27 protein-coding genes and 1 riboswitch are annotated in these 25514 nt (G+C 60.8%); of the genes, 15 read left to right on the top strand and 12 right to left on the bottom strand.

The window, feature by feature from the left end:
* Positions 1–12 precede the first annotated feature (12 nt).
* The gene (locus tag ACLD1Y_RS02205) at positions 13–408 is read left to right on the top strand and encodes a DUF1090 domain-containing protein (RefSeq protein WP_429475038.1); all 396 of its coding nucleotides are present in this window, start codon (positions 13–15) and stop codon (positions 406–408) included.
* 6 nt (positions 409–414) lie between these two features.
* Here the strand turns inward: ACLD1Y_RS02205 and ACLD1Y_RS02200 are convergent, their stop codons facing one another.
* Positions 415–864: a c-type cytochrome gene (locus ACLD1Y_RS02200; protein ID WP_429475036.1), complete on the bottom strand. Its 450-nt coding sequence runs from the start codon at positions 862–864 to the stop codon at positions 415–417.
* Between the two features lie 129 nt (positions 865–993).
* On the opposite strand from ACLD1Y_RS02200, the gene mltA reads away from it, so the two are divergent.
* Positions 994–2178, top strand: a complete 1185-nt coding sequence (gene mltA, locus ACLD1Y_RS02195) for a murein transglycosylase A (protein WP_429475034.1) — start codon at positions 994–996, stop codon at positions 2176–2178.
* A gap of 147 nt (positions 2179–2325) precedes the next feature.
* Here mltA and ACLD1Y_RS02190 read toward each other — a convergent pair whose 3' ends face one another.
* Positions 2326–2712 (bottom strand): MAPEG family protein, encoded by a 387-nt coding sequence (locus ACLD1Y_RS02190; RefSeq protein WP_429475032.1) that lies wholly within the window; start codon positions 2710–2712, stop codon positions 2326–2328.
* A gap of 206 nt (positions 2713–2918) precedes the next feature.
* Here ACLD1Y_RS02190 and ACLD1Y_RS02185 point away from each other — a divergent pair, with 206 nt between their 5' ends.
* On the top strand, positions 2919–4178 hold the full coding sequence (locus tag ACLD1Y_RS02185) for a cation:proton antiporter (protein WP_429475030.1): 1260 nt from the start codon (positions 2919–2921) through the stop codon (positions 4176–4178).
* Here the strand turns inward: ACLD1Y_RS02185 and ACLD1Y_RS02180 are convergent.
* Positions 4172–5059: a formate/nitrite transporter family protein gene (locus tag ACLD1Y_RS02180; protein ID WP_429475028.1), complete on the bottom strand. Its 888-nt coding sequence runs from the start codon at positions 5057–5059 to the stop codon at positions 4172–4174. The two genes, ACLD1Y_RS02185 and ACLD1Y_RS02180, sit on opposite strands and share 7 nt — an antisense overlap.
* A gap of 75 nt (positions 5060–5134) precedes the next feature.
* Positions 5135–5539, bottom strand: a complete 405-nt coding sequence (locus ACLD1Y_RS02175) for an acyl-CoA thioesterase (protein ID WP_135290242.1) — start codon at positions 5537–5539, stop codon at positions 5135–5137.
* A gap of 198 nt (positions 5540–5737) precedes the next feature.
* A riboswitch (S-adenosyl-L-homocysteine riboswitch) is annotated at positions 5738–5844 on the top strand.
* Positions 5845–5865: 21 nt separating this feature from the next.
* Here ACLD1Y_RS02175 and ahcY point away from each other — a divergent pair.
* From ahcY to ACLD1Y_RS02150, 5 genes are all read left to right on the top strand, one after another.
* Positions 5866–7275: an adenosylhomocysteinase gene (ahcY, locus tag ACLD1Y_RS02170; protein ID WP_429475026.1), complete on the top strand. Its 1410-nt coding sequence runs from the start codon at positions 5866–5868 to the stop codon at positions 7273–7275.
* A gap of 207 nt (positions 7276–7482) precedes the next feature.
* A complete protein-coding gene (metF, locus tag ACLD1Y_RS02165) occupies positions 7483–8328 on the top strand; it encodes a methylenetetrahydrofolate reductase [NAD(P)H] (protein ID WP_429475024.1) in 846 nt (281 codons plus the stop codon).
* Between the two features lie 81 nt (positions 8329–8409).
* Positions 8410–9492 carry a hypothetical protein gene (locus ACLD1Y_RS02160; RefSeq protein WP_429475022.1) on the top strand — a complete coding sequence of 361 codons (1083 nt, stop codon included), beginning with the start codon at positions 8410–8412 and terminating at the stop codon, positions 9490–9492.
* Between the two features lie 63 nt (positions 9493–9555).
* Positions 9556–10347, top strand: a complete 792-nt coding sequence (locus ACLD1Y_RS02155) for a substrate-binding periplasmic protein (protein WP_429475020.1) — start codon at positions 9556–9558, stop codon at positions 10345–10347.
* A 221-nt stretch (positions 10348–10568) separates the two neighbouring features.
* A complete protein-coding gene (locus ACLD1Y_RS02150) occupies positions 10569–12455 on the top strand; it encodes a DEAD/DEAH box helicase (RefSeq protein WP_429475018.1) in 1887 nt (628 codons plus the stop codon).
* A 249-nt stretch (positions 12456–12704) separates the two neighbouring features.
* Here ACLD1Y_RS02150 and ACLD1Y_RS02145 read toward each other — a convergent pair whose 3' ends face one another.
* Entirely contained in the window at positions 12705–13283 is a 579-nt protein-coding gene (locus ACLD1Y_RS02145; RefSeq protein WP_429475016.1) for a YceI family protein, read from the bottom strand.
* Between the two features lie 32 nt (positions 13284–13315).
* A complete protein-coding gene (locus ACLD1Y_RS02140) occupies positions 13316–13867 on the bottom strand; it encodes a cytochrome b (protein ID WP_429475014.1) in 552 nt (183 codons plus the stop codon).
* Positions 13868–14116: 249 nt separating this feature from the next.
* On the opposite strand from ACLD1Y_RS02140, the gene ACLD1Y_RS02135 reads away from it, so the two are divergent.
* On the top strand, positions 14117–15523 hold the full coding sequence (locus tag ACLD1Y_RS02135) for an adenosylmethionine--8-amino-7-oxononanoate transaminase (protein WP_429475012.1): 1407 nt from the start codon (positions 14117–14119) through the stop codon (positions 15521–15523).
* Positions 15524–15658: 135 nt separating this feature from the next.
* On the top strand, positions 15659–16378 hold the full coding sequence (locus ACLD1Y_RS02130; RefSeq protein ID WP_429475010.1) for a 16S rRNA (uracil(1498)-N(3))-methyltransferase: 720 nt from the start codon (positions 15659–15661) through the stop codon (positions 16376–16378).
* A 140-nt stretch (positions 16379–16518) separates the two neighbouring features.
* On the opposite strand, the gene ACLD1Y_RS02125 is transcribed toward ACLD1Y_RS02130, so the two are convergent.
* From ACLD1Y_RS02125 to ACLD1Y_RS02115, 3 genes are read right to left on the bottom strand one after another with little or no spacing between them, the layout of a single operon-like run.
* On the bottom strand, positions 16519–17421 hold the full coding sequence (locus ACLD1Y_RS02125; RefSeq protein ID WP_429475008.1) for a transporter substrate-binding domain-containing protein: 903 nt from the start codon (positions 17419–17421) through the stop codon (positions 16519–16521).
* A 19-nt stretch (positions 17422–17440) separates the two neighbouring features.
* Entirely contained in the window at positions 17441–17797 is a 357-nt protein-coding gene (locus tag ACLD1Y_RS02120; protein WP_429475006.1) for a RidA family protein, read from the bottom strand.
* 10 nt (positions 17798–17807) lie between these two features.
* A complete protein-coding gene (locus ACLD1Y_RS02115; protein WP_429475370.1) occupies positions 17808–19040 on the bottom strand; it encodes a D-amino acid dehydrogenase in 1233 nt (410 codons plus the stop codon).
* A 99-nt stretch (positions 19041–19139) separates the two neighbouring features.
* Between ACLD1Y_RS02115 and ACLD1Y_RS02110 the strand changes: the two genes are divergently transcribed.
* Positions 19140–20042: a LysR family transcriptional regulator gene (locus ACLD1Y_RS02110; protein ID WP_429475004.1), complete on the top strand. Its 903-nt coding sequence runs from the start codon at positions 19140–19142 to the stop codon at positions 20040–20042.
* Positions 20043–20074: 32 nt separating this feature from the next.
* On the opposite strand, the gene trhA is transcribed toward ACLD1Y_RS02110, so the two are convergent.
* Positions 20075–20692 carry a PAQR family membrane homeostasis protein TrhA gene (gene trhA / locus ACLD1Y_RS02105; protein ID WP_429475002.1) on the bottom strand — a complete coding sequence of 206 codons (618 nt, stop codon included), beginning with the start codon at positions 20690–20692 and terminating at the stop codon, positions 20075–20077.
* A 323-nt stretch (positions 20693–21015) separates the two neighbouring features.
* Here trhA and ACLD1Y_RS02100 point away from each other — a divergent pair, with 323 nt between their 5' ends.
* From ACLD1Y_RS02100 to ACLD1Y_RS02085, 4 genes are read left to right on the top strand one after another with little or no spacing between them, the layout of a single operon-like run.
* On the top strand, positions 21016–22098 hold the full coding sequence (locus ACLD1Y_RS02100) for a TauD/TfdA family dioxygenase (protein WP_429475000.1): 1083 nt from the start codon (positions 21016–21018) through the stop codon (positions 22096–22098).
* A 22-nt stretch (positions 22099–22120) separates the two neighbouring features.
* On the top strand, positions 22121–22684 hold the full coding sequence (locus ACLD1Y_RS02095; RefSeq protein ID WP_429474999.1) for a chromate transporter: 564 nt from the start codon (positions 22121–22123) through the stop codon (positions 22682–22684).
* Positions 22684–23226, top strand: a complete 543-nt coding sequence (locus ACLD1Y_RS02090) for a chromate transporter (protein WP_429474997.1) — start codon at positions 22684–22686, stop codon at positions 23224–23226. Before ACLD1Y_RS02095 ends, ACLD1Y_RS02090 begins: the two co-directional genes overlap by 1 nt.
* 37 nt (positions 23227–23263) lie before the next feature.
* Positions 23264–24178: a LysR family transcriptional regulator gene (locus ACLD1Y_RS02085; RefSeq protein WP_429474995.1), complete on the top strand. Its 915-nt coding sequence runs from the start codon at positions 23264–23266 to the stop codon at positions 24176–24178.
* Between the two features lie 128 nt (positions 24179–24306).
* Here the strand turns inward: ACLD1Y_RS02085 and madM are convergent, their stop codons facing one another.
* Positions 24307–25071: a malonate transporter subunit MadM gene (gene madM / locus ACLD1Y_RS02080; RefSeq protein ID WP_135290258.1), complete on the bottom strand. Its 765-nt coding sequence runs from the start codon at positions 25069–25071 to the stop codon at positions 24307–24309.
* 1 nt (position 25072) lies between these two features.
* Positions 25073–25477 carry a malonate transporter subunit MadL gene (gene madL / locus ACLD1Y_RS02075; RefSeq protein ID WP_429474993.1) on the bottom strand — a complete coding sequence of 135 codons (405 nt, stop codon included), beginning with the start codon at positions 25475–25477 and terminating at the stop codon, positions 25073–25075.
* Positions 25478–25514 lie beyond the last annotated feature (37 nt).

Genomic DNA, 25514 nt, shown 5'->3' with positions numbered 1-25514 from the left:
TTGGAGCCCCACATGAAATTTCTAGCCCCCTTTGCCCTGCTGACTGTCGCAAGCCTTATGACCACTCCACTGCTGGCTGCAGAAGACGCACCGCAACTCACCGGATGCGCCGCCAAGCGCCAGGCCATCAGCGCCCAGATCGAACAGGCCAAGGCCCACGGCAACAGCGCCCAGCAAGCTGGCCTGGAAAAAGCCCTGAGTGAAGTCACCGCCAATTGCACCGACGCCTCCTTGAAGAAGGAACGGGAAAACAAGGTGCTCGATGCCAAGCACGAAGTCAGCCGCCGTCAGGCCGACCTCGACAAAGCCATGAAAAAAGGCGACGCCGACAAGATCAACAAGCGCAAAGACAAGCTCGCCCAGTCGCGCAAAGAGCTGCAGGACGCCGTGGAAGACCTCGACAAATAAACCCGGTCAGTGGTCCCGGAACTGTTTATGGCAGGCGCTGCAGGCATCTTCGACTTTCTGCACCGCCGGCCCCAGGTTACTGGCCTGGTAAGGCTGTACTTGGCTTGCGGTCACCAATTCACCGGTGGCCGTTTCAAGGTCGCGTGCCAGTTGCTGGAATTGCGCCTGTTTCTGCCAGACATCCGCTTTCGCGCTGCTGTGGTCTTCTTCGCGCACGCTCGGGAAATGCTTCCATGGCTCGTGGGACAACGCATCCAGCTTCACCGCGCCTTCGGCGAATTTCGCGCCGTCAAACGGGATGCGCCCACGCAACATGCCACCCAGGTCTTCGCCGGTCTTGAGCATCTGCTTGAAGATGGCCTTGCGTTGGCCCAGGGGCGAATTCGGATCTACACCGCCACAGGCGGACAACGTCAGGCAGGCCAACAGTACAACGGTCAGTCGTTTAAAAGTCATGGTGGCTTCGAGGTCACGGGAAACGGCGGCCAGTATCCTCGCCCCGCCCGTAAAGACCAATAGCCCTATTAATAATAAGGGTTGCCCCACAGCGCTGCGGCGCGGGCAATCGCTTCAGGAATTGCGTGTATGAATATCACCTCAAAACGCTGGAGCTGCCGACTGGCGTGGGCTCTGCCGATGATCGCGCTGCTGGCCGGTTGCGATGCGGGTAAAGAACCTGCCAAAGATGAAACTTCAAAGCCCCATGCCGTCGCCACCTATGTGAGTGCACCGTGGGAGGCCCTGCCAGCGGTATCCGACAGCGACTTGCTGGCGGGTTTCGAATCCTGGCGCAGCGCTTGCCAGCGCCTCAAGGCCGACCCGGTCTGGGGCGCCACCTGCGCCGCTGCGGCGACGGTGCCCGGCAATGCCGTGGCGGTGCGTGGTTTTCTCAAGGAGCGCTTGGATGTGTTTGGCCTGCGCTCGGCGGACAACACCCCCAACGGCCTGATCACGGGCTACTACGAGCCGGTCTACCCCGGTAGCCTGACCAAAACCGCCAAGGCCAATGTGCCGGTGTATGGCGTGCCGGATGACCTGATCATCGTCAACCTGGAGAGCATCTACCCCGAACTCAAGGGCAAGCGCCTGCGCGGTCGCCTGGAAGGTCGGGTGGTCAAGCCGTATGACGACGCCAGCGCCCTCAACGGCCAGGGCTCCACGGCCAAGCCGATTGCCTGGCTGACCAACCCGATGGACCTGCAATTCCTGCAGATCCAAGGCTCAGGTCGTATTCAACTCGCAGGCGGGCGTCAGCTGCGCGTCGGCTATGGCGACCAGAACGGCTACCCCTACCGTCCCATCGGCCGCTGGTTGGTAGAACAAGGTCAGTTGAAGAAAGAGGACGTGACCATGGGCGCCATCAGCGCCTGGGCCAAGGCCAACCCACAGCGCATCCCGGAACTGTTGGCGAGCAACCCCAGCTACGTGTTTTTCAGCGCCCGCCCCGACAGCAACGAAGGCCCGCGCGGCTCGCTGAATGTGCCGCTGACGGCGGGTTACAGCGTGGCGGTGGATCGCAAGGTGATTCCATTGGGCAGCCTGTTGTGGCTGTCCACCACCAAGCCGGATGGTTCCCCAATCGCACGACCTGTCGCCGCGCAGGACACGGGCGGCGCCATTACCGGCGAAGTGCGGGCGGATTTGTTTTGGGGCACCGGTGATGCGGCGGGTGAATTGGCGGGGAATATGAAGCAACAGGGGCAGATCTGGATGTTGTGGCCTAAGGGCGCGGCGCTTCCCCACGTGCCTGATGCTCCTGCCGGAACCTAATCTGTAGGAGACGCCTTTTGTGGCGAGCGAGCTTGCTCGCGCTGGAGTGCGCAGCGCTCCCAAGATTTTGGGGCCGCTTCGCAGCCCAGCGGGAGCAAGCTCCCTCGCCACAGCAAGCCCGCTCCCACAAGGGATTTACGTCAAACGTTACATCGAGACAAAGAAGAAACTCGCAATCAACGCCATACCCACGAACCACACCAGCGACCGCAGAATCGCCCAATCCGCCACGTAGCAAATGATGTACAACAGGCGACTGGTGATAAACAGCACCGCCAGCACATTGATGGTCACCAATTCGGCCGTACCGGCCAGGTGCGCGATAATCACCGCGGCCGCGAACGCCGGGGTGACTTCAAAACTGTTGAGCTGGGCGTTGTGGGCACGCCGGGCGAACCCGTCGAGGGTCTCCAGGAAGGCGCGAGGGTCGTGGTTCTGCCTGGGCCCGAACTTGCCCTGGCTGAATTTGGCCAGGCCCGTGCACAGATAAGGCAGGAAAATTGCGATCAACACACACCAGAAAGCTACCGTCATCACTGATTCCTTTTTTAGTTTTCTATTTTTAATTTGAAACAGAAATTAGAGTTTTAGCACTAATTCTGGCCAGCCGCATCCACGCTATGAGCCGCCACGCTGCAAAAGGTTCTATCGGTGTTTTGCGCACCGCCCTGCAACATCGCGCCGCTACTGCGGTCCATCCCACCACTAAACGCTCTGCCCCCAACTTCCAAGGACCCCGGATGCTTGAACTTGTCGCCGCTTTCATTTGCCTTACTACCCTGCTCACCTATGTGAACTTCCGTTTCATCGGCCTGCCGCCCACCATCGGCGTGATGGTCACGGCCCTGATGTTTTCCCTGATCCTGCAAGGGTTGAGCTTTATCGGCTACCCGGGTCTGGAAGAACGTATCCAGCAACTGATCGGCCAGATCGACTTCGGCGACTTGCTGATGAACTGGATGCTGTCGTTCCTGCTGTTCGCCGGCGCCTTGCACGTGAACCTCAACGACTTGCGCAGCTACCGCTGGCCCATCGGCCTGCTGGCCACCTTCGGCGTGTTGATTGCCACGGTGGTCATCGGCAGCCTGGCGTATTACATCTTTGCCCTGTTTGGCTGGCACGTGAGCTTCCTCTACTGCCTGTTGTTCGGCGCGCTTATTTCACCCACCGACCCAATTGCGGTATTGGGCGTGCTGCGTACCGCCAATGCCTCCAAGCCGTTGAAAACCACCATCGTCGGCGAATCGCTGTTCAACGACGGCACCGCCGTGGTGGTGTTTACCGTATTGCTGGGTATCGCCCAGTTGGGTGAGACCCCCACCGTGGGCGCCACCGCGATGCTGTTCGCCCACGAGGCGATTGGCGGCGTGGTGTTCGGTGGCCTGATCGGTTACCTGGTGTACCTGATGATCAAGAGCATCGAACAGCACCAGATCGAAGTGATGCTGACGCTCGCCCTGGTGATCGGCGGTTCGGCGCTGGCCACCGAGCTGCACGTCTCGGCACCGATTGCGATGGTGGTCGCGGGCCTGATCATCGGCAACCTCGGCCGCAAGCTGGCGATGAACGACATGACCCGTCGCTACCTGGACGGTTTCTGGGAATTGCTCGACGACATGCTCAACGCCCTGCTGTTCGCGCTGATCGGCATGGAGCTGTTGCTGCTGCCATTCAATTGGCTGCACGTACTGGCCGCAAGCTTACTGGCCGTGGCGATCCTGCTGTCGCGCCTGCTGACAGTGGCCCCGGCGATTCTGCTGCTGCGGCGCTGGCGCACGGTGCCGCGCGGCACTATCCGTATCCTCACCTGGGGCGGGTTGCGCGGCGGGGTGTCAGTCGCCCTGGCCCTGGCGTTGCCGCTGGGCCCGGAGCGTGACCTGTTGCTGAGCATCACCTACATCGTGGTGTTGTCGTCGATCCTGTTGCAGGGCTTGAGCATCGGCAAGCTGGTCAAGCGCGTGACCCGGGACGAGCCCCAGGCCACGCCTGAGCATCACTGACGCTTGTCGATCTGCTGCGGATGCCTCGGGTCCGCAGCAGCTTTGCCCGGCAAACTGCTTTCACTGCGGATCTGCGCATGGCTGATCAGTGCGAAGATAAAGCTGCCCCCGATGATATTGCCCGCCAACGTGGGCCCAGCGAACACCAGCCAAAAATCCTTCCACGGCAACTCGCCAGCAAACACCAGGTACGACACTTCCGCCGAACCCACCACGATGTGGGTGAAGTCGCCCAGAGCCATCAGGTAGGTGATCAGGATGATGATGAACATCTTGGCGCTTTCCATGGACGGGATCATCCACACCATGGTGGCGATCATCCAGCCGGAAACGATGCCCTTGGCGAACATCTGGCCCGGGTCGTTCTCCATGACCTTACGGCCGATTTCCAGAAAGGCCATGTCGGTCTTGGTGTCGAAGATCGGCAGGTGCAACATCACGTAGGCCACCAGCAAGGTGCCGCACAGGTTGCCCACCAGCACCACCGTCCACAGGCGCAACAGGCGCCCGGCATTGGCCAGGGTGGGTTTGCTCATCACTGGGAGCACGGCGGTCAGGGTGTTTTCGGTGAACAGTTGCTGGCGCGCCAGGATTACCGCGAGGAACCCCGCGCAGTAGCCGAAGCTGGCGATCACTTTGAAGCCCTCGGCATCCGGCAGCCGCGAGTTGAGCAGGCCCATACCCATGAGCGACAGGCCCATGGTCAACCCTGCGGCCAGCGCCGACCACCACAGCGCGGCTACGTTGCGCTCCAGCTCCTGGTCGCCCTGGGTGCGGATGATTTCATGCAACACCGCCGCGCGGGGCGGCTGGTTCTTGTCGACGTCGTGCTGCTCTTCCTGGGACAGGTTGGGAGTCTTGCCGTCTTCTTGCGTGGCCATGGGCGTACCTGAACAGGAGGGTGTTGTTCAGGTACGACCTGTCGCCGGTCACGAGCGTTCACTGGCCCGGCAGGATTACTCGCTGATGCTTTCGTCGGCGAACTGATCTTTGACGTATTTGATTTCAGTGCGGCCGTGGGGCGCCGGCAAACCGTCTTCGCCCAGGTTGACGAAGACCATTTTTTCAACGGTCAGGATGCTTTTGCGGGTGATTTTGTTGCGCACTTCACAGGTCAGGGTGATAGAGGTGCGGCCGAACTCGGTGGCGGTGATGCCCAGTTCGATGATGTCGCCCTGGCGCGAGGCGCTGACGAAGTTGATTTCGGAGATGTACTTGGTGACGACGCGCTGATTGCCCAGCTGGACGATCGCGTAGATCGCCGCCTCTTCGTCGATCCAGCGCAGCAGGCTGCCGCCGAACAGGGTGCCGTTGGGGTTGAGGTCTTCAGGTTTTACCCATTTGCGGGTGTGGAAGTTCATGGTCACTCCAAAGCGTCTTGCCGAATGATGGGCGACATCATGGCAGAGGCCGCGCCAGAGCTCTATGAGGCATTGCCTATCAAACCCATGAGGGATCTTCATGTGTCCGACAGAAAGGCTTGGGAAGTCTGGCGCACACGGCTATAATCGGCGCCGTTTCAAAACGGTCATATCCACTTGTTACCGTTTTCCCGCCACCTGTCCGAGGGGCGCTGCAGCAGGTTCAACCTGTCAGGCTCGGATGGGGCGTTGTCCGGCCTGGTTCATCGGGCCTGATACTAAACGCACAACGGCGCCCATTCGCACACTACGAATGGAGGCTCTTCATGAGCGCTGTCAACACGCCTGCTGGTTTCACCGATTACAAAGTCGCCGACATGTCCCTCGCTGCCTGGGGCCGTCGCGAAACCTTTATCGCCGAATCCGAAATGCCAGCCCTGATGGGTCTGCGTCGCAAGTACGCTTCTGAGCAGCCGCTCAAAGGCGCGAAGATCCTCGGCTGCATCCACATGACTATCCAGACTGCCGTGCTGATCGAAACCCTGGTTGCCCTGGGTGCCGAAGTACGTTGGTCGTCCTGCAACATCTTCTCGACTCAAGACCAGGCTGCTGCCGCTATCGCTGCCGCTGGTATCCCGGTATTCGCCTGGAAAGGCGAGACCGAAGAAGAGTACGAGTGGTGCCTGGAGCAAACCATCCTCAAGGATGGCGCGCCTTGGGATGCCAACATGATCCTCGACGACGGCGGTGACCTGACCGAGCTGCTGCACAAGAAGTACCCGGCCATCCTCGACCGCGTCCACGGCGTGACCGAAGAAACCACCACCGGCGTACACCGCCTGCTGGACATGCTGGCCAAGGGCGAGCTGAAAATCCCGGCCATCAACGTCAACGACTCAGTGACCAAGAGCAAGAACGACAACAAGTACGGCTGCCGTCACAGCCTGAACGATGCCATCAAGCGCGGCACCGACCACCTGCTGTCGGGCAAGCAAGCCCTGGTGATCGGCTACGGTGACGTGGGCAAGGGTTCGTCCCAGTCCCTGCGTCAGGAAGGCATGATCGTTAAAGTCTCCGAAGTTGACCCGATCTGCGCCATGCAAGCCTGCATGGACGGCTTTGAAGTGGTTTCGCCGTTCATCGACGGCCAGAACGACGGCACCTCCGCCTGCATCGACGCAGCGTTGCTGGGCAAGATCGACCTGATCGTGACCACCACCGGCAACGTGAATGTTTGCGACGCAAACATGCTCAAAGCCCTGAAGAAGCGCGCTGTTGTCTGCAACATCGGCCACTTCGACAACGAGATCGACACTGCGTTCATGCGCAAGAACTGGGCATGGGAAGAAGTGAAGCCTCAGGTCCACAAGGTTCACCGTACCGGCGCGGGCGATTTCGACCCACAGAACGACGACTACCTGATCCTGCTGGCCGAAGGCCGTCTGGTTAACCTGGGCAACGCCACTGGCCACCCGAGCCGCATCATGGACGGCTCGTTCGCCAACCAGGTACTGGCCCAGATCTTCCTGTTCGACCAAAAGTACGCCGACCTGTCGCCCGCCCAGAAAGCCGAGCGCCTGACCGTGGAAGTACTGCCGAAGAAACTCGACGAAGAAGTGGCCCTGGAAATGGTCCGCGGCTTCGGCGGCGTCGTGACTCAACTGACCAAGACCCAGGCCGACTACATCGGCGTGACCGTTGAAGGTCCGTTTAAGCCGCACGCTTACCGCTACTGATTTGCCTGCGGCCCGCTCCCTTTTTAAAGGGAGCGGGCTTTATGTGGGAGCGGGCTTGTTGTGGCGAGGGAGCTTGCTCCCGCTGGGCTGCGCAGCGGCCCCAAGATTTTGGGAGCGCTGCGCGCTCCAGCGGGAGCAAGCTCCCTCGCCACATGCAAGCCCGCTCCCACACAAGCCTTCCAGTTTCGAGTTTCCAAGGATACGACCATGTCCCAAGACCGTCGCTACAGCTTCGAGTTCTTCCCGACCAAGACCGATGCTGGGCATGAAAAACTGATGGCCACGGCCACCCAGTTGGCCAGCTACAACCCCGACTTCTTCTCCTGCACCTACGGCGCCGGCGGCTCCACCCGTGACCGCACGATCAACACCGTGTTGCAGCTGGAAAGCCAAGTCAAAGTTCCCGCCGCTCCGCACTTGTCGTGCGTGGGCGACAGCAAGGACGACCTGCGCGGCCTGCTGACCCAATACAAGAGCGCCGGCATCAAGCGCATCGTCGCCCTGCGCGGCGACCTGCCGTCCGGCATGGGCATGGCCAGCGGTGAACTGCGCTACGCCAATGACCTGGTGAGCTTCATCCGCGAAGAAAGCGGCGATCACTTCCATATCGAAGTGGCGGCCTACCCGGAGATGCACCCCCAGGCACGCAACTTCGAAGACGACCTGAAGAACTTCGTGCGCAAGGCCAACGCCGGCGCCGACAGTGCGATCACCCAGTACTTCTTCAACGCCGACAGCTACTTCTACTTCGTCGAGCGTGTACGGGCCATGGGTGTGAATATCCCCATCGTGCCGGGCATCATGCCGATCACCAACTACAGCAAACTGGCACGTTTTTCCGACGCCTGTGGCGCCGAGATCCCACGCTGGGTGCGCAAGCAACTGGAAGCCTATGGCGATGACGTCAAGAGCATCCAGGCGTTCGGTGAGCAGGTCATCACAGAAATGTGTGAAAGTTTGTTGCAAGGTGGCGCGCCCGGCTTGCACTTCTATACCCTGAACCAAGCTGAACCAAGCCTAGCTATCTGGAACAACCTCAAGCTGCCACGCTGAGGCTGTTCAAGCAGCACCCAGGCCCTCGTTTATACGAGGGCTTTTTTTATCCCTACATCCCGGAAAGGAAGCCTGCAGTAAATGAATACAGCGTCCCCGACTCCCCGCCCACAACTGGTGTACCTGGTTTTCGGCGCCGAGACTTACCATCAGGAAGCGGTATTCAGCATCGCCAGTGCCCTGGCCCACCTGGGAGGCCCCCAGGACATGCCATTGGACATCCAGGTGTTCAGCGACAACCCCGCGCCTTACCGCGACCTGCCGGTGCAGGTCCACGCGCTGGACGACGCCACGCGCAAACGCTGGTGCGAGCCTCACGGTTATCATTTCCGCACCAAACACGTGCTGTTGCGCCAGGTATTGCAGACCGCAGAGCGGGCGCTATTGATCGACACCGATACGTTCTTCCATGACTCGCCCATGGCCCTGTTTGAACGCGTCGCCCCCGGCACGTTGCTGTGCAACGCCTTCCATGCCAAGTACGGCGATAACCGCGAAGGCGTGCTGTATGAAACCTTGGCCAAGCATTTGGCAGAGCGCAACCTGGCCGACGACGACATGTGGCTGCTCAACTCCGGTGTGATCGGTATCGCACAACAGGATGCCTACCTGCTGGACCGCTCGATCGAGCTGATGGACAAGCTGTTCCCGATGGCCAACGGCGCCTACACCCTGGAAGAGTTCTGCCTGTCGGTGGCCGCCTACCGCACGGTCAACGTGCGTCAGTGCCCAGACCTGATCCACCACTACTGGAGCCGCAAGCAGCTGTTCCGGGCCAAGGTCAAAGCGTGGATCGCCAAGCACGCCGCCGCTCCTACCAGCGCCGCGGCCCTGGCCGATACCCGCAAGGTCTCTGCTCACCTGCCGCGCCCGCCACGCTTGCAGCGCCTGATGTACAAGCTGATCACCCTGGCCTTGCCCAAGCGCAAGCAGCAGTTCATCCGCGAGATTCTCTACGGCTGCTACGAACACGAAAACGAGTTCGACCAAGCCTGTGGCCCCGTTTGGTGGGACAAGGCAAGGCAGAACCAAGAGGAGCGGCAGAAATGCCCGGTGGATGCCCATCAACTGGAGCACTGGTTCGCCAACCCACTGGTGCGCCTGATTCTCGGCGAGCGCCGTGCGGCCATCTATGAACACCTGATGACCTCGGAGACAAAATAACGTCGCCCGCAGATGCGTGTGCCAGAGCTTCTCTTTAGCGCTGGGGCATCGTAACCTCAGGGCATGCCCGTCATTCTGAAGCTGTTGACCGCTGCGCTATTGACTTGCCTGAGCCTGGCCGCTTATGGCGAGAAATTGCGCATTGTCACGGAGCCCTGGGCGCCCTACGTGTACGAAGAACACGGCGCCATGCACGGGCTGGACTACGAAACCACGGTGACCGTGTTCCAACGCTTGGGGGTGGAGGTGCAATGGCAATTCCTGCCCTGGAAGCGTTGCCTGGCCATGCTCGACCAGGGTCACGCCGACGGCGCACTGGATATTTTCCACAGCCACGAGCGCGACGCCCTGCTGCTTTACCCCAGCGAACCGTTGTCGGAAGTGGAGTTCGTGCTGTTCTACGCCAACGAACGCCCTCATCCCGCCCAGACCCTGGATGACCTGCGCGGTCTCACCGTTGGCACCTCGCCGGGCTACCTGTATGGCGCGCCGTTCAGCGACGCCAGCTTGTTCAACCGCGAGCCAGCCCCCAGCCACGAAGCCAACTTCGGCAAATTGCTGCTGGGGCGCATTGACTTGGTGATCACCGACCGCCGGGTGGGCCAGCATGTGATCAAGGCCATGGGCCTGGAAGGCAAGGTCAGCCAGGCACCGGTGGTGGTCAGCCGCCAACAGCAGTTCCTGGCGGTACGCCGGGGTGCCGGCATGGACCTTTTGGTGCAGCGCTTTGCCGCCGAACTCAAACGCTTCAAGCAGGAGCCCGCATATGTCGCCTTGAGTGCCAAATACGGGGGTTTCCAAGCCGATACGGCCTCAGAACACACCGTTGAGCAGCAGGAAAGCGGCGCGCCGTGATTGCTCTGTTATACTCCGGCCTTTCCGCCAGGCTCACGCCCGGCCGCTGAGGTCTTGAAAAAGGCACCCAACCCCGCTACAGCGCAGCTTTCAGCCCGCGCGAGCCGGTGGAGTGCCCGCCAGACGCAGCAGGACCGGACGGGATAACGCTCCCCTAAGCGTCATTCACGCCCGGCAAGATTATCCCTTTGGGCCAAGCCCTAACTAAAACAGGATTACTCATGTCCTTTGCTTCCCTCGGTCTCTCCGAGGCTTTAGTCCGCGCCATCGAGGCAGCGGGCTATACCGAGCCTACTCCGGTGCAACAGCGGGCCATTCCCGCCGTGTTGCAAGGTCGCGACCTGATGGTTGCGGCTCAGACAGGTACTGGTAAAACCGGCGGCTTCGCCCTCCCGATTCTGGAGCGGTTGTTTCCCAATGGTCACCCGGACAAATCCCAGCGTCACGGCCCGCGCCAACCGCGCGTACTGGTCCTGACCCCTACCCGCGAACTCGCCGCCCAGGTGCACGACAGCTTCAAGCTGTATGCCCGCGACTTGAAGTTCGTCAGCGCCTGCATCTTTGGCGGCGTCGGCATGAACCCACAGGTTCAGGCCATGTCCCGTGGTGTTGACGTGTTGGTAGCCTGCCCGGGTCGCTTGCTCGACCTGTGCGGCCAAGGCAGCGTCGACCTGTCCCACGTGGAAATCCTCGTGCTGGACGAAGCCGACCGCATGCTCGACATGGGCTTTGTCCATGACGTGAAAAAGGTCCTCGCCCGCCTGCCGGCCAAACGTCAGAACCTGCTGTTCTCGGCAACGTTCTCCCAGGACATCACCGCCCTGGCTGGCAAGCTGCTACACAACCCGGAACGTATCGAAGTCACGCCGCCGAACACCACGGTCGAGCGTATCGAACAGCGCGTATTCCGCCTGGCCGCCAGCCACAAGCGTGCGCTGCTGGCGCACCTGATCACCGCCGGCGCGTGGGAACAGGTGTTGGTATTCACCCGCACCAAGCACGGCGCCAACCGCCTGGCCGAGTACCTGGACAAGCACGGCCTCACCGCCGTCGCCATCCACGGCAACAAGAGCCAGAACGCGCGCACCAAGGCCCTGGCTGACTTCAAGGCCGGCACCGTGCGTATCCTGGTGGCTACCGATATCGCCGCCCGCGGCCTGGACATCGACCAGTTGCCACATGTAGTCAACTTCGAGCTGCCAAACGTCGATGAAGACTATGTGCACCGTATCGGCCGTACTGGCCGTGCCGGTCGTTCGGGCGAGGCCATTTCCCTGGTTGCCCCGGACGAAGAAAAACTGCTGAAAAGCATCGAGCGCATGACCAAGCAGAAAATCGCCGACGGCGACCTGATGGGCTTCGATGCCAGCGCCGTGGAGGCCGAAAAGCCAGAAGCGCGCGAGCGTCCGGACGTGCGTAACCCACGCAACCCACGCGGTCCGAAGGGCGATGGCCCGAACGGCGGCGGTGGTGGCGGTGGTCGTCGCGACAAGGGCAAAGACAAAGGCGGCAAGGAAAAAGCGCCCACCAACGGCCGTGGCGAACGTCCAGCCCGCGAGCAAAAGCCCCGTGAAGGCACCCCGGCCCGCGAACAGCGCCAGCCGAGCCAGCCACCACGCGCCGCTGCTGACCGTGCGCCGGACGAGTTCCTCGACGACGACGTGGATAACTTCGGTAACCGCGTTGACTACGTGCCCCAGGCCAAGCCGGCCCAAGGCCGTGGCCGTCGCCCAGGTGCTCCGGCACAGGGCGCGGGTGCAGGCGCACCACGTGGTGGTCAGCCACAAGGCGCTCGCCAGAACGGCCCACGCAACAGCAGCGGCGGCACCACCGGTACGCCACCTGCCAAGCGCAATGGCCCACGCAGCGGCGCACCTCGTGACGGTCAAGCCCGTCGCGAAGATTCGCGCAGCAACAACCGCCGCCCAGCCCGTGACGACCAGCCTCGTTCGTCCGAGCCAGCCGTGCAGAACCCGCGTGGCGGCCCGGCGCCGAAGATCATCCACAAGGAGTCGAAAGCAGATCGCTTCCCGACACCTGAGCAGTTGGATCAACTGCCAGGCCGTCCTCGTGGTGAGAAACCAGCGCTGCTGACTCGCAACCGCTGAGTTTCAACGCTTAGAAAATGCCCCTCTTCTTTGGAAGCGGGGCATTTTTTTTGACTCGACATAAATCCAATGTGGGAGCGGGCTTGCTCGCGAATGCGGTGTGTCAGTATTAAATGTACTAACTGATCCACCGCATTCGCGAGCAAGCCCGCTCCCACATCTGGCCCCATTAACAGGTCAAGTGATGTGTTGAAATTGCAGGCAAAAAAAAACCGGATCTGACGACCCGGTTTTTTGTGCGGGCAGAAATTACTTCTGCTGCACACCTTCCAGCGAGATGTCCAGGTCCAGTGTCTGCGAAGACGGGCCTGGGCCTTTGATGCCGAAGTCATTCAGGTTCAGCGTGGTGGTGGCGTTGAAGCCAGCACGTTGACCGCCCCATGGATCGCTACCTTCGCCGTTGAACGTGGCCTTGAAGGTCACAGGCTTGGTGACACCGTGCAGGGTCAGGTCGCCCGTCACGTCAGCGGTTTTCTCGCCGGTGGACTTGACTGCGGTGGATACGAACTTGGCATCGGCAAACTTGCCAACGTCCAGAAAGTCTTTGCTGGCGATGTGTTTGTCACGTTCAGCGTGGTTGGACCACAGGCTGGCGGTTTTCACTTCGACAGCGATTTTGCTGGCTTCTGGCTTGGACTTGTCCCAGCTGAACGTGCCGTCCCAGTCCTTGAAAGTACCGTGGATGAAGCTGTAGCCCAGGTGGCTGATTTTCCAGTCGATGAAGGCGTGCTGCCCTTCCTTGTCGATCTTGTAGTCAGCAGCCATCGCGGAACCGGCGGACAGCAGGGCGGAACCGAGTGCCAGAGCGGCGAGCGTCTTTTTCAACATGCTTTCTATTCCTTGTGAGTCGAGGTTGAACATCAGGCTTTGCGCCCCAGCATTCGCGTCAGGGTCACATCACGATCAATGAAGTGGTGTTTCAGTGCGGCCACACCGTGCAAGCCGGCGAAGACCACCAATACCCAGGCCAGGTACAGATGCACCAGGCCTGCGTTGTCTGCCTGGTCCGGTAGCCCGGAAACCACGGCAGGAATCTCAAACAGGCCAAACACCGGGATACCGACACCGTCTGCGGTGGAAATCAGGTAACCGGCGATCATCACGGCAAACAGCCCGAGATAAAGGAACGCGTGGCCAAACGCGGCACCGATACGGGTCATGCGGCTGTAGCTGGCCAACGGTGGCGGTGGCGGGCTGATCAGGCGCCAGACGATACGCACCAGCATCACGGCAAACAGCGTGATGCCGATGCTCTTGTGCAGGTCTGGCGCGTCTTTGCGCCAGGCGCTGTAGTAGTCGAGGCCGACCATCCACAAACCCAGGGCAAACAAGCCAAACACCACCAGGGCCACGCCCCAGTGCAAAACCATGCTGACCCAGCCATAGCGGGCGGTTGAATTGCGTAACTGCATGTACTTAATCCCGTAAGAACTGCGCCCAAGACTAGCGCGTTACCTATCGAATTAAAGCGGAAAATTTCGCTTTGAAATATCGAGAAATGTGATCTTGAGGTTATGAAGCGTAAATTAACCAAGGATTAAGGACTATCCAGAAGAAACGTGACAGACCGTCCTGTGTTTACTGCCAATTCGCAAGTAATGGGTTGTGACACCGTCGCCCATTGCATAGGCTTGCGCGATTGTTGCTTGAGGAGACGAAAAATGGGCTTGAACAACCAGTGGATGCAACGCGATCTCGCCGTGCTGTGGCATCCCTGCACCCAGATGAAAGACCACCAGCAACTGCCGCTGATCCCGATCAAACGCGGTGAAGGCGTATGGCTGGAAGACTTCGAAGGCAAGCGCTACCTCGACGCCGTCAGTTCCTGGTGGGTCAACGTGTTCGGCCACGCCAACCCGCGCATCAACCAGCGCATCAAGGACCAGGTCGACCAACTGGAACACGTGATCCTCGCCGGTTTCAGCCACCAGCCGGTGATCGAACTGTCCGAGCGCCTGGTAAAAATGACGCCCGAAGGCCTGACCCGCTGCTTTTACGCCGATAACGGGTCGTCCTGCATCGAAGTCGCGTTGAAAATGAGCTTTCACTATTGGCTCAACCGCGGCCAGCCAAATAAAAAGCGCTTCGTCACCCTCACCAACAGCTACCACGGCGAAACCATCGCCGCGATGTCGGTGGGCGACGTGCCGCTGTTTACCGAAACCTACAAGGCGCTGCTGCTCGACACCATCAAAGTGCCAAGCCCCGATTGCTACCTGCGCCCCGAGGGCGTGAGCTGGGAAGACCACTCGCGCACGATGGCCCAGGTGATGGAACAGACCCTCGCCGAGCACCACGACACCGTCGCCGCTGTGATCATCGAACCGTTGATCCAGGGCGCTGGCGGCATGCGCATGTACCACCCGGTGTACCTCAAGCTGCTGCGCGAAGCCTGCGACCGCTACGGCGTGCACCTGATCCACGACGAAATTGCCGTAGGCTTCGGCCGCACCGGCAACATGTTTGCCTGCGAACAGGCCGGTATTCGCCCGGACTTCCTGTGCCTGTCCAAAGCCCTCACCGGCGGCTACCTGCCGCTGGCGGCGGTGGTAACCACCGATGACGTGTACGACGCCTTCTACGACGACTACCCCACCCTGCGCGCTTTCCTGCATTCCCACAGCTACACCGGCAACCCGCTGGCGTGCGCGGCAGCGTTGGCGACCCTGGATATCTTCGAAGAAGACAACGTCATCGAAAACAACAAGGCCCTGGCCCAGCGCATGGCCAGCGCCACCGCGCACCTGGTGGACCACCCCCACGTCTCGGAAGTCCGCCAGACCGGCATGGTGCTGGCCATCGAGATGGTGCAGGACAAAGCCACCAAGACCGCCTACCCGTGGCAGGAACGCCGTGGCTTGAAGGTGTTCGAACACGCGCTGGAACGTGGCGCCTTGTTGCGCCCGCTGGGCAGCGTGGTGTATTTCCTGCCGCCCTATGTGATTACGCCAGAGCAAATCGATTTCCTCGCCGAGGTGGCCAGTGAAGGTATCGATATCGCCACCCATAGCAGCGTCAGTGTTGCAGTGCCTAAAGACTTCCATCCAGGCTTTCGCGACCCCGGCTAATTTGTGGCGAGGGAGCTTGCTCCCGCTGGGCTGCGTAGCGGCCCCAAGATTTTGGGAGCGCTTCGCACTCCAGCGGGAGCAAGCTCCCTCGCCACAGTTATCCTGCTCCTACATAGAATTTTCCAGAGAACAGAAATGAGACTGTCCCGTTTTTTCACCGACACCCCGCTGAGCATCGGCGAGCATGAATTGCCCGAGGCCCAGGCGCACTACATCAGCCGTGTGCTGCGCATGGGCGAAGGTGACGCTGTGCAATTGTTCGACGGTTCCGGCCAGGAGTTCTTGGGCAGCCTGCTGGAAGTCGGCAAGAAGCGCGTGACCGTGCAACTGACAGAGAGCTTCCCGGGCCAGGCTGAATCACCGCTGTATATCCATCTCGGCCAGGGCCTGTCCCGTGGCGAGCGGATGGATTGGGCGATTCAAAAAGCCACGGAGCTGGGCGTCAACGCGATCACGCCGATTTTCAGCGACCGCTGCGAAGTACGCCTCAAGGACGAACGCGCCGACAAACGCCTGCTGCACTGGCGCCAGGTGGCGATCAGCGCCTGCGAGCAGTGTGGGCGTTCGACGGTACCGGTGATTCACCCGCCGCTGTTGCTGGCCGACTGGTTGAAACAGACCGAGGCGGATTTGAAGTTGGTGCTGCACCCGGTGGCAGAGCCGATGGTCAGCCATGCCAAGCCTGCAAGCCTGGCGTTTTTGATCGGGCCTGAGGGTGGGTTGACCGATGGAGAAGTAGACGCGGCCCAAGCTGCCGGCTACCACGCCGCACGCCTTGGCCCGCGCGTGTTGCGTACCGAGACGGCACCGGTAGTTGCGTTGGCAGTGGCCCAGCAACTGTGGGGCGATTTCTAACCTTCTCCCTTTGCAAACCCAATCAAAAATGTGGGAGCGGGCTTGCTCGCGAATGCGGTGTGTCAGCCACAGTTAAGCTGACTGATCCGACGCTTTCGCGAGCAAGCCCGCCCCCACATTTGGATTGGGTTACCAAGCCATCACTCCACCGGATCACTCACCGGCTTGGCAATGATCGCCTTCAACTCGCTGGTCATCGGGAACTCCAGGTTCAAGCCCTTGGGCGGGATTGGCTGTTCGAACCAACGCTGGTAAATCCCGTTGATCTCGCCGCTGCTGTACAGCTCGCCGAGCGTCTCGTTGACCACCGCCAGAAACTGCGGGTCATCTTTACGCACCATGCAGCTGTAGATTTCCCGCGATTGCTCCTTACCGACCACCACCCACTTGTGCGGGTCCTTGGCCTTGGCGCGTTCACCGTAGAGCAGCGCATCATCCATGTAGAAGGCCGCCGCACGACCGGTTTCGAGCATCTTGAACGCCTCGCCGTGGTCCTTGGCGCTGATCACGAACATATTGGCTTTGTGCTCGGCGTTATAGCTTTTCAGGAAGCGCTCATTGGTGGTGCCGGCGGTGGTCACCACATTCTTGCCGGCAAGGTCGGCAAAGCCGCTGATACCGCTGTCCTTCGCCGTCAGCAACTGGCCCTTCACGTAGATAAACCCGTAGGAAAACGCCACTTGCTTCTGCCGCTCAGCCGTCACCCCGGTGGAGCCGCATTCCAGGTCGACGGTGCCGTTCTGCACCAGCGGGATGCGGGTCTGGGAGGTCACCAGGTTGTACTTCACATTCAGGTTGGCCACCCCGGTTTTTTGCTGGATGCGCTCGACGATCTTGCTCGCCAGGTCCACCGAATAGCCCATGGGCTTGCCACTGTGATCTCCCACGTAGGAAAACGGCACCGACGCATCGCGATAACCCAGGGTGATGGACTTGGCACTGGCGATCTTGGCCAGTGCGCCGCTCAGCGCAGCTTCGTTTGCATGCGCCTGTGCGCTCAATAACAGCCCCAGTGTGCAGCCGGTCAACAGGATCTTTTTCATTGTTATTTTCCGTTGGTCTTCAAGGTTGTTTACGTACAGCGATCACGCTGATTTCCACCAGCACACTCGGCCGCGCCAGTTCCGCTTGCAGGGTGGTGCGTGTCGGCGCCATGCCCGGCGACAGCCACGCGGACCACACCGCGTTCATCGGTGCGAAACCTTCATCGATGTCTTTCAGGTAAATCGTCGCGTTAAGTAGATGGTCCTTGTCGCTGCCCGCCTGGGCCAGCAACCCATCGATCTTGGCCAGCACTTCCTGGGTTTGGGTCGTTACGTCCTGGCCGTCGCCAGGCACTTGGCCGGATAGGAACACCAGGTCTTTGAAGGTTGCGGCACCAGAGAGGCGCTCGTTACTGCTGATTCGGGTGATGGTCATGGGTGCATCCTTATGCGGCGCGAGGCGTCAGGCCCTGCATATCAATGGAAGGAACGTGTTGGCCGATCAGCTCTGCCAACAACTGGCCGCTGCCACAAGCCAGGGTAAAACCAAGGGCGCCGTGGCCCAGGTTCAACCACAGGTTGCGATAGACACTGGCACCAATCAGCGGCACGCCGGTGGGCGTCGCCGGACGCATGCCGGCCCATTCCACCGCGTGGGCGTAGTCGCCGGCCATAGGGAAAGTCTCCAGTGCCTGGCGCTTCATCAAGGCCAGGCGCTTGGGTTCGAGGCCGGCATCGAAGCCGACAATATCCACCATGGCGGCCACCCGCAGTTGCTCGCCGATACGCGCGTAGACGATCTTGCGGTCGTAGTCGGTGATGCTCACGTTCGGCGCCTGGTGCTGCGCGCCAATCGGCACGCTGAGGCTGTAGCCCTTGAGCGGATACAGCGGCAACGACACGCCCAATTCGGCGCTGCGGTAACCGGCCGCCAGCACCAATTGATCAACCGGCATCACCTCATCACCCAACTCGATGCTGTGCACCGCACCGCCAGCATGGCGAAGGCCGGTGACCTTGCGCCCCAGCAAAAAGCGACAGCGCCCCGACGCTTCAAGCCGCGCTGCCAAGCGCTGGCAGAAGGCATGACAGTCGGCGACTTCCTCGTTCGGCGTATAGATCCCCCCCACAAAACCACCTCCTGCCAATGCAGGTTCCAGCCGGGCGCAGTCGTCGGCCGACAACACCTGCTGCTGCAGGATATCGGTGACTTTACTGCGGGCCAGGTCAAAGGAGCCGGCATTGCGAAAGGTCACCAGCTTGCCATTACGGCGCCAGTCGAAACCGTCCAGGTGATCGTCTTCGCGCCATTGCTGCAAGGTGGTCTGGCTCAGGGTTGCCAGGCGCAGCAAGTGGGCGGCATTGCGTTTGTTCACCGAACCACGGCAGGCGCCGAGGAAGGCCGCCATCCAGCGCCATTGCTGGGGGTCCAGACGCGGGCGCAACTTCAAAGGCGAGTCACCGCGCAGCAACCAGCCGATGGCTTGCAGCGGCACCCCGGCATCCGCCAGCGGCGCGACATAGCGGTAGGACAGTTGCCCACCGTTGGCGAAGCTGGTTTCGCTGCCCACGCTGTCGCGAGCCTCGATCACCGTCACTTCATGGCCCGCACGCACCAACGCATACGCACTGGCCAAGCCGATCACCCCACCGCCGATGATGCACACCATCCCCGCCACCCGCCGTTCAATCAAGAGGCCTCAAGCCTAGGGGCAGGTGACAGGGCACCGACAATGAATAAAGATGGGCCACCTATAAACAAAGGTTATGGACTTGCCATGCGCCTGCGTCATATCGAAATCTTCCAGGCCATCCGCCAGACCGGCTCCGTCAGCGCTGCCGCGCAGTTGCTGCACGTGTCGCAACCGGCGGTGACCAAGGTGTTGCAACACGCCGAGTTGCAGTTGGGTTTTCCGCTCTTTTTAAGAGTGCGCGGCAAACTGCAACCCACGCCGGAAGCCCTGGCGTTGGAACGGGAAGTCGAGAAAGTCACTGAAAGCCTGCAAGGCGTGCGGCGCCTGGCCAAGAGCTTGCGCCGCGCACCGGGCCAGAGTGTGCGCATCGGCGCGATCCCGGCGCTGGCGCTGTCGCTGCTGCCGCCAGCGATTCTGGAATGGAAGCGCGACTACCCGGACATGGCCTGTGAGCTGTCCAGCGACCATAGCCGCGAGTTGGTGCAGAAGCTGTTGATGCGTGAGATTGACCTGGCGCTGACGCTGAATTTCTCTGGGCATCCGGGGTTGACCACCCAGGTGTTGGCCAACGGAGTGCTGGTGGCGTTGGCGTCCAAAGGCTACTGGTCTGACGCAGAATTGAGCACACCGTTGCCCCTGGCGGATCTGGCGGGTACGCCGTTGATTGGCCTGTCCAGTGCCGATCCGTTGGCGGCAAAACTCGACAGCTACCTGGAAAACGTCGACCCGGCGCCAAGGGTGACGATCTCTGTGCAGACCTATTCCCTGGCCCGCGCCATGGTGGAATCCGGTGCCGGCCTTACGGTGATCGACCCTTTCACCGCCCTCGGCGCCTCGACGGCCACCACCTGCATCCGCACCCTCACGCCGCCGCTGCCGATCACCTTGTACGCGCTGACCCGTGCCGATGAGCCGCCACCGCATATGTTGGCCAAGTTGCTGGGGATCTTCGGTCAGCGTGCCCAAGAGCTGCTGCAGCGCTTGTAATGTGGGAGCGGGCAAGCCAGCTCCCACAGGGTTCAAAGCACGTAGCGCATGATCGCCACAAAGTGCAGCAAACTCCCGCCGATCACAAACAAATGCCAGATCCCATGGGAATGCCGCAGGCGATCCTCCAGGGCAAAAAAGATAATACCCACGGTGTACAACACCCCGCCCGCCGCCAGCCAGGTAAACCCCGCCACCCCCAACGCCGCAATCAGCGGCTTGACCGCCACCAGCACAATCCAGCCCATCACCGCATAGATCACGATCGACAAAATCCGCTTCTCGGAACGCGGCTTGATCTCCTGCAAAATACCGATCACCGCCAGCCCCCACACGATCCCAAACAACGTCCACCCCCACGGCCCACGCAGGGTCACCAGGCAAAACGGCGTGTAGCTGCCGGCGATCAACAGGTAGATCGAAAAGTGATCGACCTTCTGCATGATCTCTTTTCGTCGCCCGCGCACGCTGTGGTACACGGTGGACGCGCTGTACAGCACCAGCAGCGTAAAGCCATAAATCGCCACGCTGACGATCTTCCAGGGGCTGCCGTCCAAGCTCGCCGCCACCAACATCCACACCGCGCCCGCAAAAGCCGCGACCGCCCCGAGCAAATGGCTCCAGGCGTTGAATCGTTCCCCGTGATACATGTGTCACTCACCTCTGAATTACTGCTGCTAGACCAAATCCAGCCCTGTGCAACTCAAGAAAAAACCTGTGCTGTGATTATCTGACGCATATGTGACAACGTTTTTCGCATTTGCAACACACCTCATTCTTCAACCCAATGATTTCTCTATTTCGATCAAAGAAAAAAGAGCATTCGCTTGCAAAAAAAGGAGATGGCCTTCGCCCATCAAATCCTCCTTCCTACCAACAGAACAGAATATTCGTATTCCGCGCACGCCCTCGGTTGACGACGCATAGCCGGTGGACTATTTAGCTCGAATCCAAGTCTGCCAGGAGCCTGAAAATGTCTCCCACACCTTTAAATCTCGGTGAACTGCTGCCCGAATCCAACACCCCCTGGGATGCCGCCAGCTTGCGCCAGCGGCAACAACAATGGGTCTACACCCTATCGGCTGCACAGGTCCATGAAGTGGAACGGGCACTCGCCCATATTCAGTACTGCACAAAGCCCGCGCTGCACTGCGGCCCGGACGACTTCCCGCTGCCAACCCTGCATTCGGTGCTGCAAAGGGCAGCCCTCGCCTGTGAAACACGCCTGGGCCTGTTTCTGATCCGTGGCCTGCCCATCGCCCATCTGAGTGAGCCCCTGGCCCGCTGGCTAGCCTGGGGGATAGGGCTGCACTTGGGAGTCCCCCTGGTCCAAAACGAAGTGGGCCAATTGATGGTGGATGTGCGGGATATCAGCGAGGGCCGGCATGATCAGATGCGAGACAACGCGACCAGCGCCGCCATGGGTTTTCATGTGGACGCCTGCGACCTGGCCAGCCTGCTCTGCCGGCGTGACGCGGCTCACGGTGGACATACCCGTATCGCCAATATGCTGAGCATCCATAACCAACTTGCGCGGGAAAACCCCACCTGGCTCCAGGCCCTTTATCAACCCCTGCCGTTCTTTGACTTGGCGCGCCAACGCTTTTTCCGCTGTCCGGTCTTTGCCATCCATCACGGTGTTTTTGCGGGTCGCTTTTACCGCAAACGCATCCTTGCTTGCCGCAACTTACCCGGTGCACCTGTGTTGTCGCACACCACGCTGGATGCGATCGACGCGTTTGAGCAATTGGCCAACACCCCGCAAAACTGTCTGGAAATTCACTTGCAGCCGGGAGACCTGCAACTGTTGAATAACCACGTGGTTTGCCATGCCCGCACGGCCTTCACCGATACCGGCCAAGCCGATAAAAAACGTCACCTGTTTCGCCAATGGTTCGCCACTCCGTTCAGCCGCCCGCTGCCCCTTGGGTTTCGCCAGGCGTATGGCCGGACAGAAGCAGCGACGCTACGTGGCGGCTATCGCGGCTGGCAGTCAACGCCGGAGACCCTAAGCTTCCAGCACCAACTTGCCGAACGCCACGGGGTGATTGTCTGACCCCTTGTCACTGGACCTGAACATGCCCGAGCCCCCCCTTTCCCCACCACCCAGCCTGTGGCAACTGTTCTACAACTTCGCGTGGGTAGGTCTTTGCGGTTTTGGCGGCGTACTGCCCTGGGCCCGACAGATGATGGTCGACCGCAGGCGCTGGGTGACCGAAGCCGCGTTCAACGAACTGCTGACCACGGGCCAATTTTTCCCCGGCCCCAATATCGCCAACGTCGGCATCATCTACGGCCGGCGCCTGCATGGCTTGCCCGGAGCGGCCTTGGCGGTATTCGGGCTGTACCTGTTCCCCTCGCTGATCACCGTGCTCGCCGGCTTCGCCTATGCCAAATGGTGGAGTCACACGGTGGTGCAGCAGGTTTTCGGCGCGGTAATGCCGATTGCCACCGGGTTGATGCTAGGCACCACCCTGCGCTTGCTCAAGGCCATGCCCAGGACTGTCGCCAATTACAGCGCCTTTGTGCTGACCTTTGTGTTGATGGCGGTCTGGGTACTGCCGTTGTGGATCGTGCTGCTTGTCTGCATCCCCTGCTCACTGGCCCTGAGCTATATCCCTGGGAAGAAGGCGCCAAGCTGATGCAAACCGTCCTCTTGCACCTGATGATCCAATGCGCGCTGTGGTCGCTGATGGCGATTGGCGGCAATACCGTGGCGCTCAGCGATATCCACCGCTACACCGTCACGGACATGAACTGGATCACCGACGCGCAATTCGTCGCGTTCTTCGCCTTGTCCCAAGCATTGCCGGGACCCAACGGCATGTTTCTGGTGTTTATCGGGCAGCAAGCGGCCGGTCTGCCCGGTGCATTAGTGGCACTGACGGCTAAGCTCTTGCCCTGCTCGGTGGTGACCTACCTCGGCGCCGGTTGGCTGGAGCGGCACACCGAAACACCGTGGGTGCAGCGGGTCAAACGCAGCCTGCAGCCCATCTCTATCGGGCTGATCCTCGCCGCCAGCTACATCCTGATGAACAGCCTGGAAAACAACGCCACCAGCCTGGTGCTGACCTTGGCCAGCGCCGCCGTGGTGTATTACACGCGCCTTAACGCCATTTGGCTGATCATCCTCGGCGTGCTGTTGGGCCTGGGCAGCGCATGGCTGGGAGTGAACGGGTTTTAGGGGCACAATCGAGCGCATTCGAATAAGAGCCACGGCCATGCTGATCGACGAAGAGTTCACCCTCAAAAAGCTGGAAATCTTCCTGGCGTTTATGCGCACCGGCAACCTGGCCCGCGCCGCTGCCGAGCTGCAAACCAGCAACGTCAGCGTGCACCGCGCCATCCATTCCCTGGAAAACGCCCTGCGCTGCCCGCTGTTCAAACACGAAGGGCGCAACCTCACGCCGCTGGAAAGCGCCTATGTGCTGGAAGAACGCGCACAGAAACTGGTGGCCGACGTGGTCGACAGCGTGCGCCTCACCCGCGAAGCCGCCGGGTTCTCCGCCGAACGCTTCAAGCTGGGCTCGCTGTATTCGCTGACGGTCAAGACCGTGCCGCAACTGATCATGGGCCTGAAGATCCGCCGCAGCGAACTCAACATCGACCTGATCCTGGGCTCCAATTTCGACCTGCTCTACAAGCTCAAAAACATGGAAGTGGACGCGATCCTCATCTCCCTCGACGAACACGCCAACGACCCGGACTGCGAGCAAATCGCGCTGTTTTCCGACGATATCTTCCTCGCTACCCCAGCCGACTCGCCCTTCGACCGCGAGCAGCAAATCGATTTGGCGGCTGTGCGCGACGCCACGTTCATTACCCTTACCCAAGGCTTCGCCACCCACCAGGATGGCAATCGCGTGTTCAAGCAGGCGGGGTTCGAACCGAAGGTGGCGATGCAGGTGAACGACATCTTCACCCTGCTGAGCATGGTCAGTTCGGGGGTGGGTTATGCACTGCTGCCGGGGCGGATTGCGGCGGTGTATGAGAACCGCGTGAAGCTGATACCGCTGCAGCCCAGGTACCGGTTGCAGCAGCAGATTGGCGTGATGTTTTTGAAGGCCAAGGAGCGCGATCCGAACTTGCTGGCGTTGTTGGCGGAGTGTCGGATGTATGCCAATCGGCAGGTGTAAGCCTGACACACCGCTTTCGCGAGCAAGCCCGCTCCCACATTCGACCGCGTTCCAGCATGAGAACGCGGTCGAATGTGGGAGCGGGCTTGCTCGCGAAGAGGCCCGAACTAACAACACAAATTCAAGACTTACCCAACCAACCCACGAACGATGAAATACAACAGCGAAGGCCCGAGCAAGCAGCCCAGCCCGGTATGAAACGTCGCCGTCAACGCGCCATACGGCACCAACCGCCGATCCGTCGCCGCCAACCCCGCAGTCACACCGCTGACGGTGCCGGCCAACCCACCAAACACCATCGCCGAACGCGGGTTATCCAGGCCCATCCACCGCGCCGCCACCGGCGTGCCGACCATCACCAAAATCGCCTTGATCAACCCCGTGGCAATCGACAGCGCCATCACGTCCGAGGTCGCGCCAATCGCCGCGCCGGTCACTGGTCCGACGATGTAGGTCACCGCGCCCGCGCCGATGGTGGTCATGCTGACCGCGTCGCGATAGCCAAAAACCCAGGCCATGCTCGCGCCGACGATAAACGGCAGGATCGTACCCAGCAGCAACGCGATCACGCCAATCATCCCGGCCTTGCGCGCTTCGGTGGCTTGTACTTCAAACGCCGTGGCGACGATGGCGAAGTCCCGCAGCATCGCGCCGCCCATTAAACCGATACCCGAGAACAACGCCAGGTCCGCCAGACCTTTTTGCCCGCCGGTAATCGTGCCGCCCACCCAGGCCAATACCAGGCCGATAACGATGGCAATCGCCGACCCATGAATGCGCCCGAAAGTGAGGCGCTTGGACAGCACCACAGAAATCCACATCACCACACCCACAAAGGCAAACGCGGTGATCAGGCCGTTATGTTCAAGACCCTTCTCGATGAGATCCCACATATCAGCGACCTCCCGCAGCAGCGATCAGCGGCTCTTCGGCGGGCAACGGCTCGCCCTTGTGAGTGCGGCTGATCAAGGCGATGGTGCAACCACAGACCACCACCGAACCAATCGCCGCCAACACCGCGACGGGGCCGCCGTGCAGGGCGGTGACCACGTTTTGTTGCGCCGCCATCGCCACCACCACCGGGATGTACATGGCGCCCCAGAAGCCCACGCCCATCTCGCAGTCTTTGGTCATGCCGCCGCGCTTTTGCATCCATAGGCGCGCGCAGATCAGCAGGATCATCGCGATGCCCACCCCGCCCACGTTGGATTTGACGCCCAGCAACACGCCCAGCATGTCGCCCATGATCACGCCCGCAAGCGTGCAGATCGCCAGCAGTGCCACACCGTAAATAATCATTGTTGTCGTCCTCAAAGTGCTCGTTCGAAATTGTTGT

The sequence above is a fragment of the Pseudomonas sp. 18175 genome, from assembly GCF_050432925.1.
Taxonomy (GTDB): domain Bacteria; phylum Pseudomonadota; class Gammaproteobacteria; order Pseudomonadales; family Pseudomonadaceae; genus Aquipseudomonas.
Note: the sequence above shows the minus strand (reverse complement) of the source record. Positions and strands in the feature narration are given on the sequence as shown.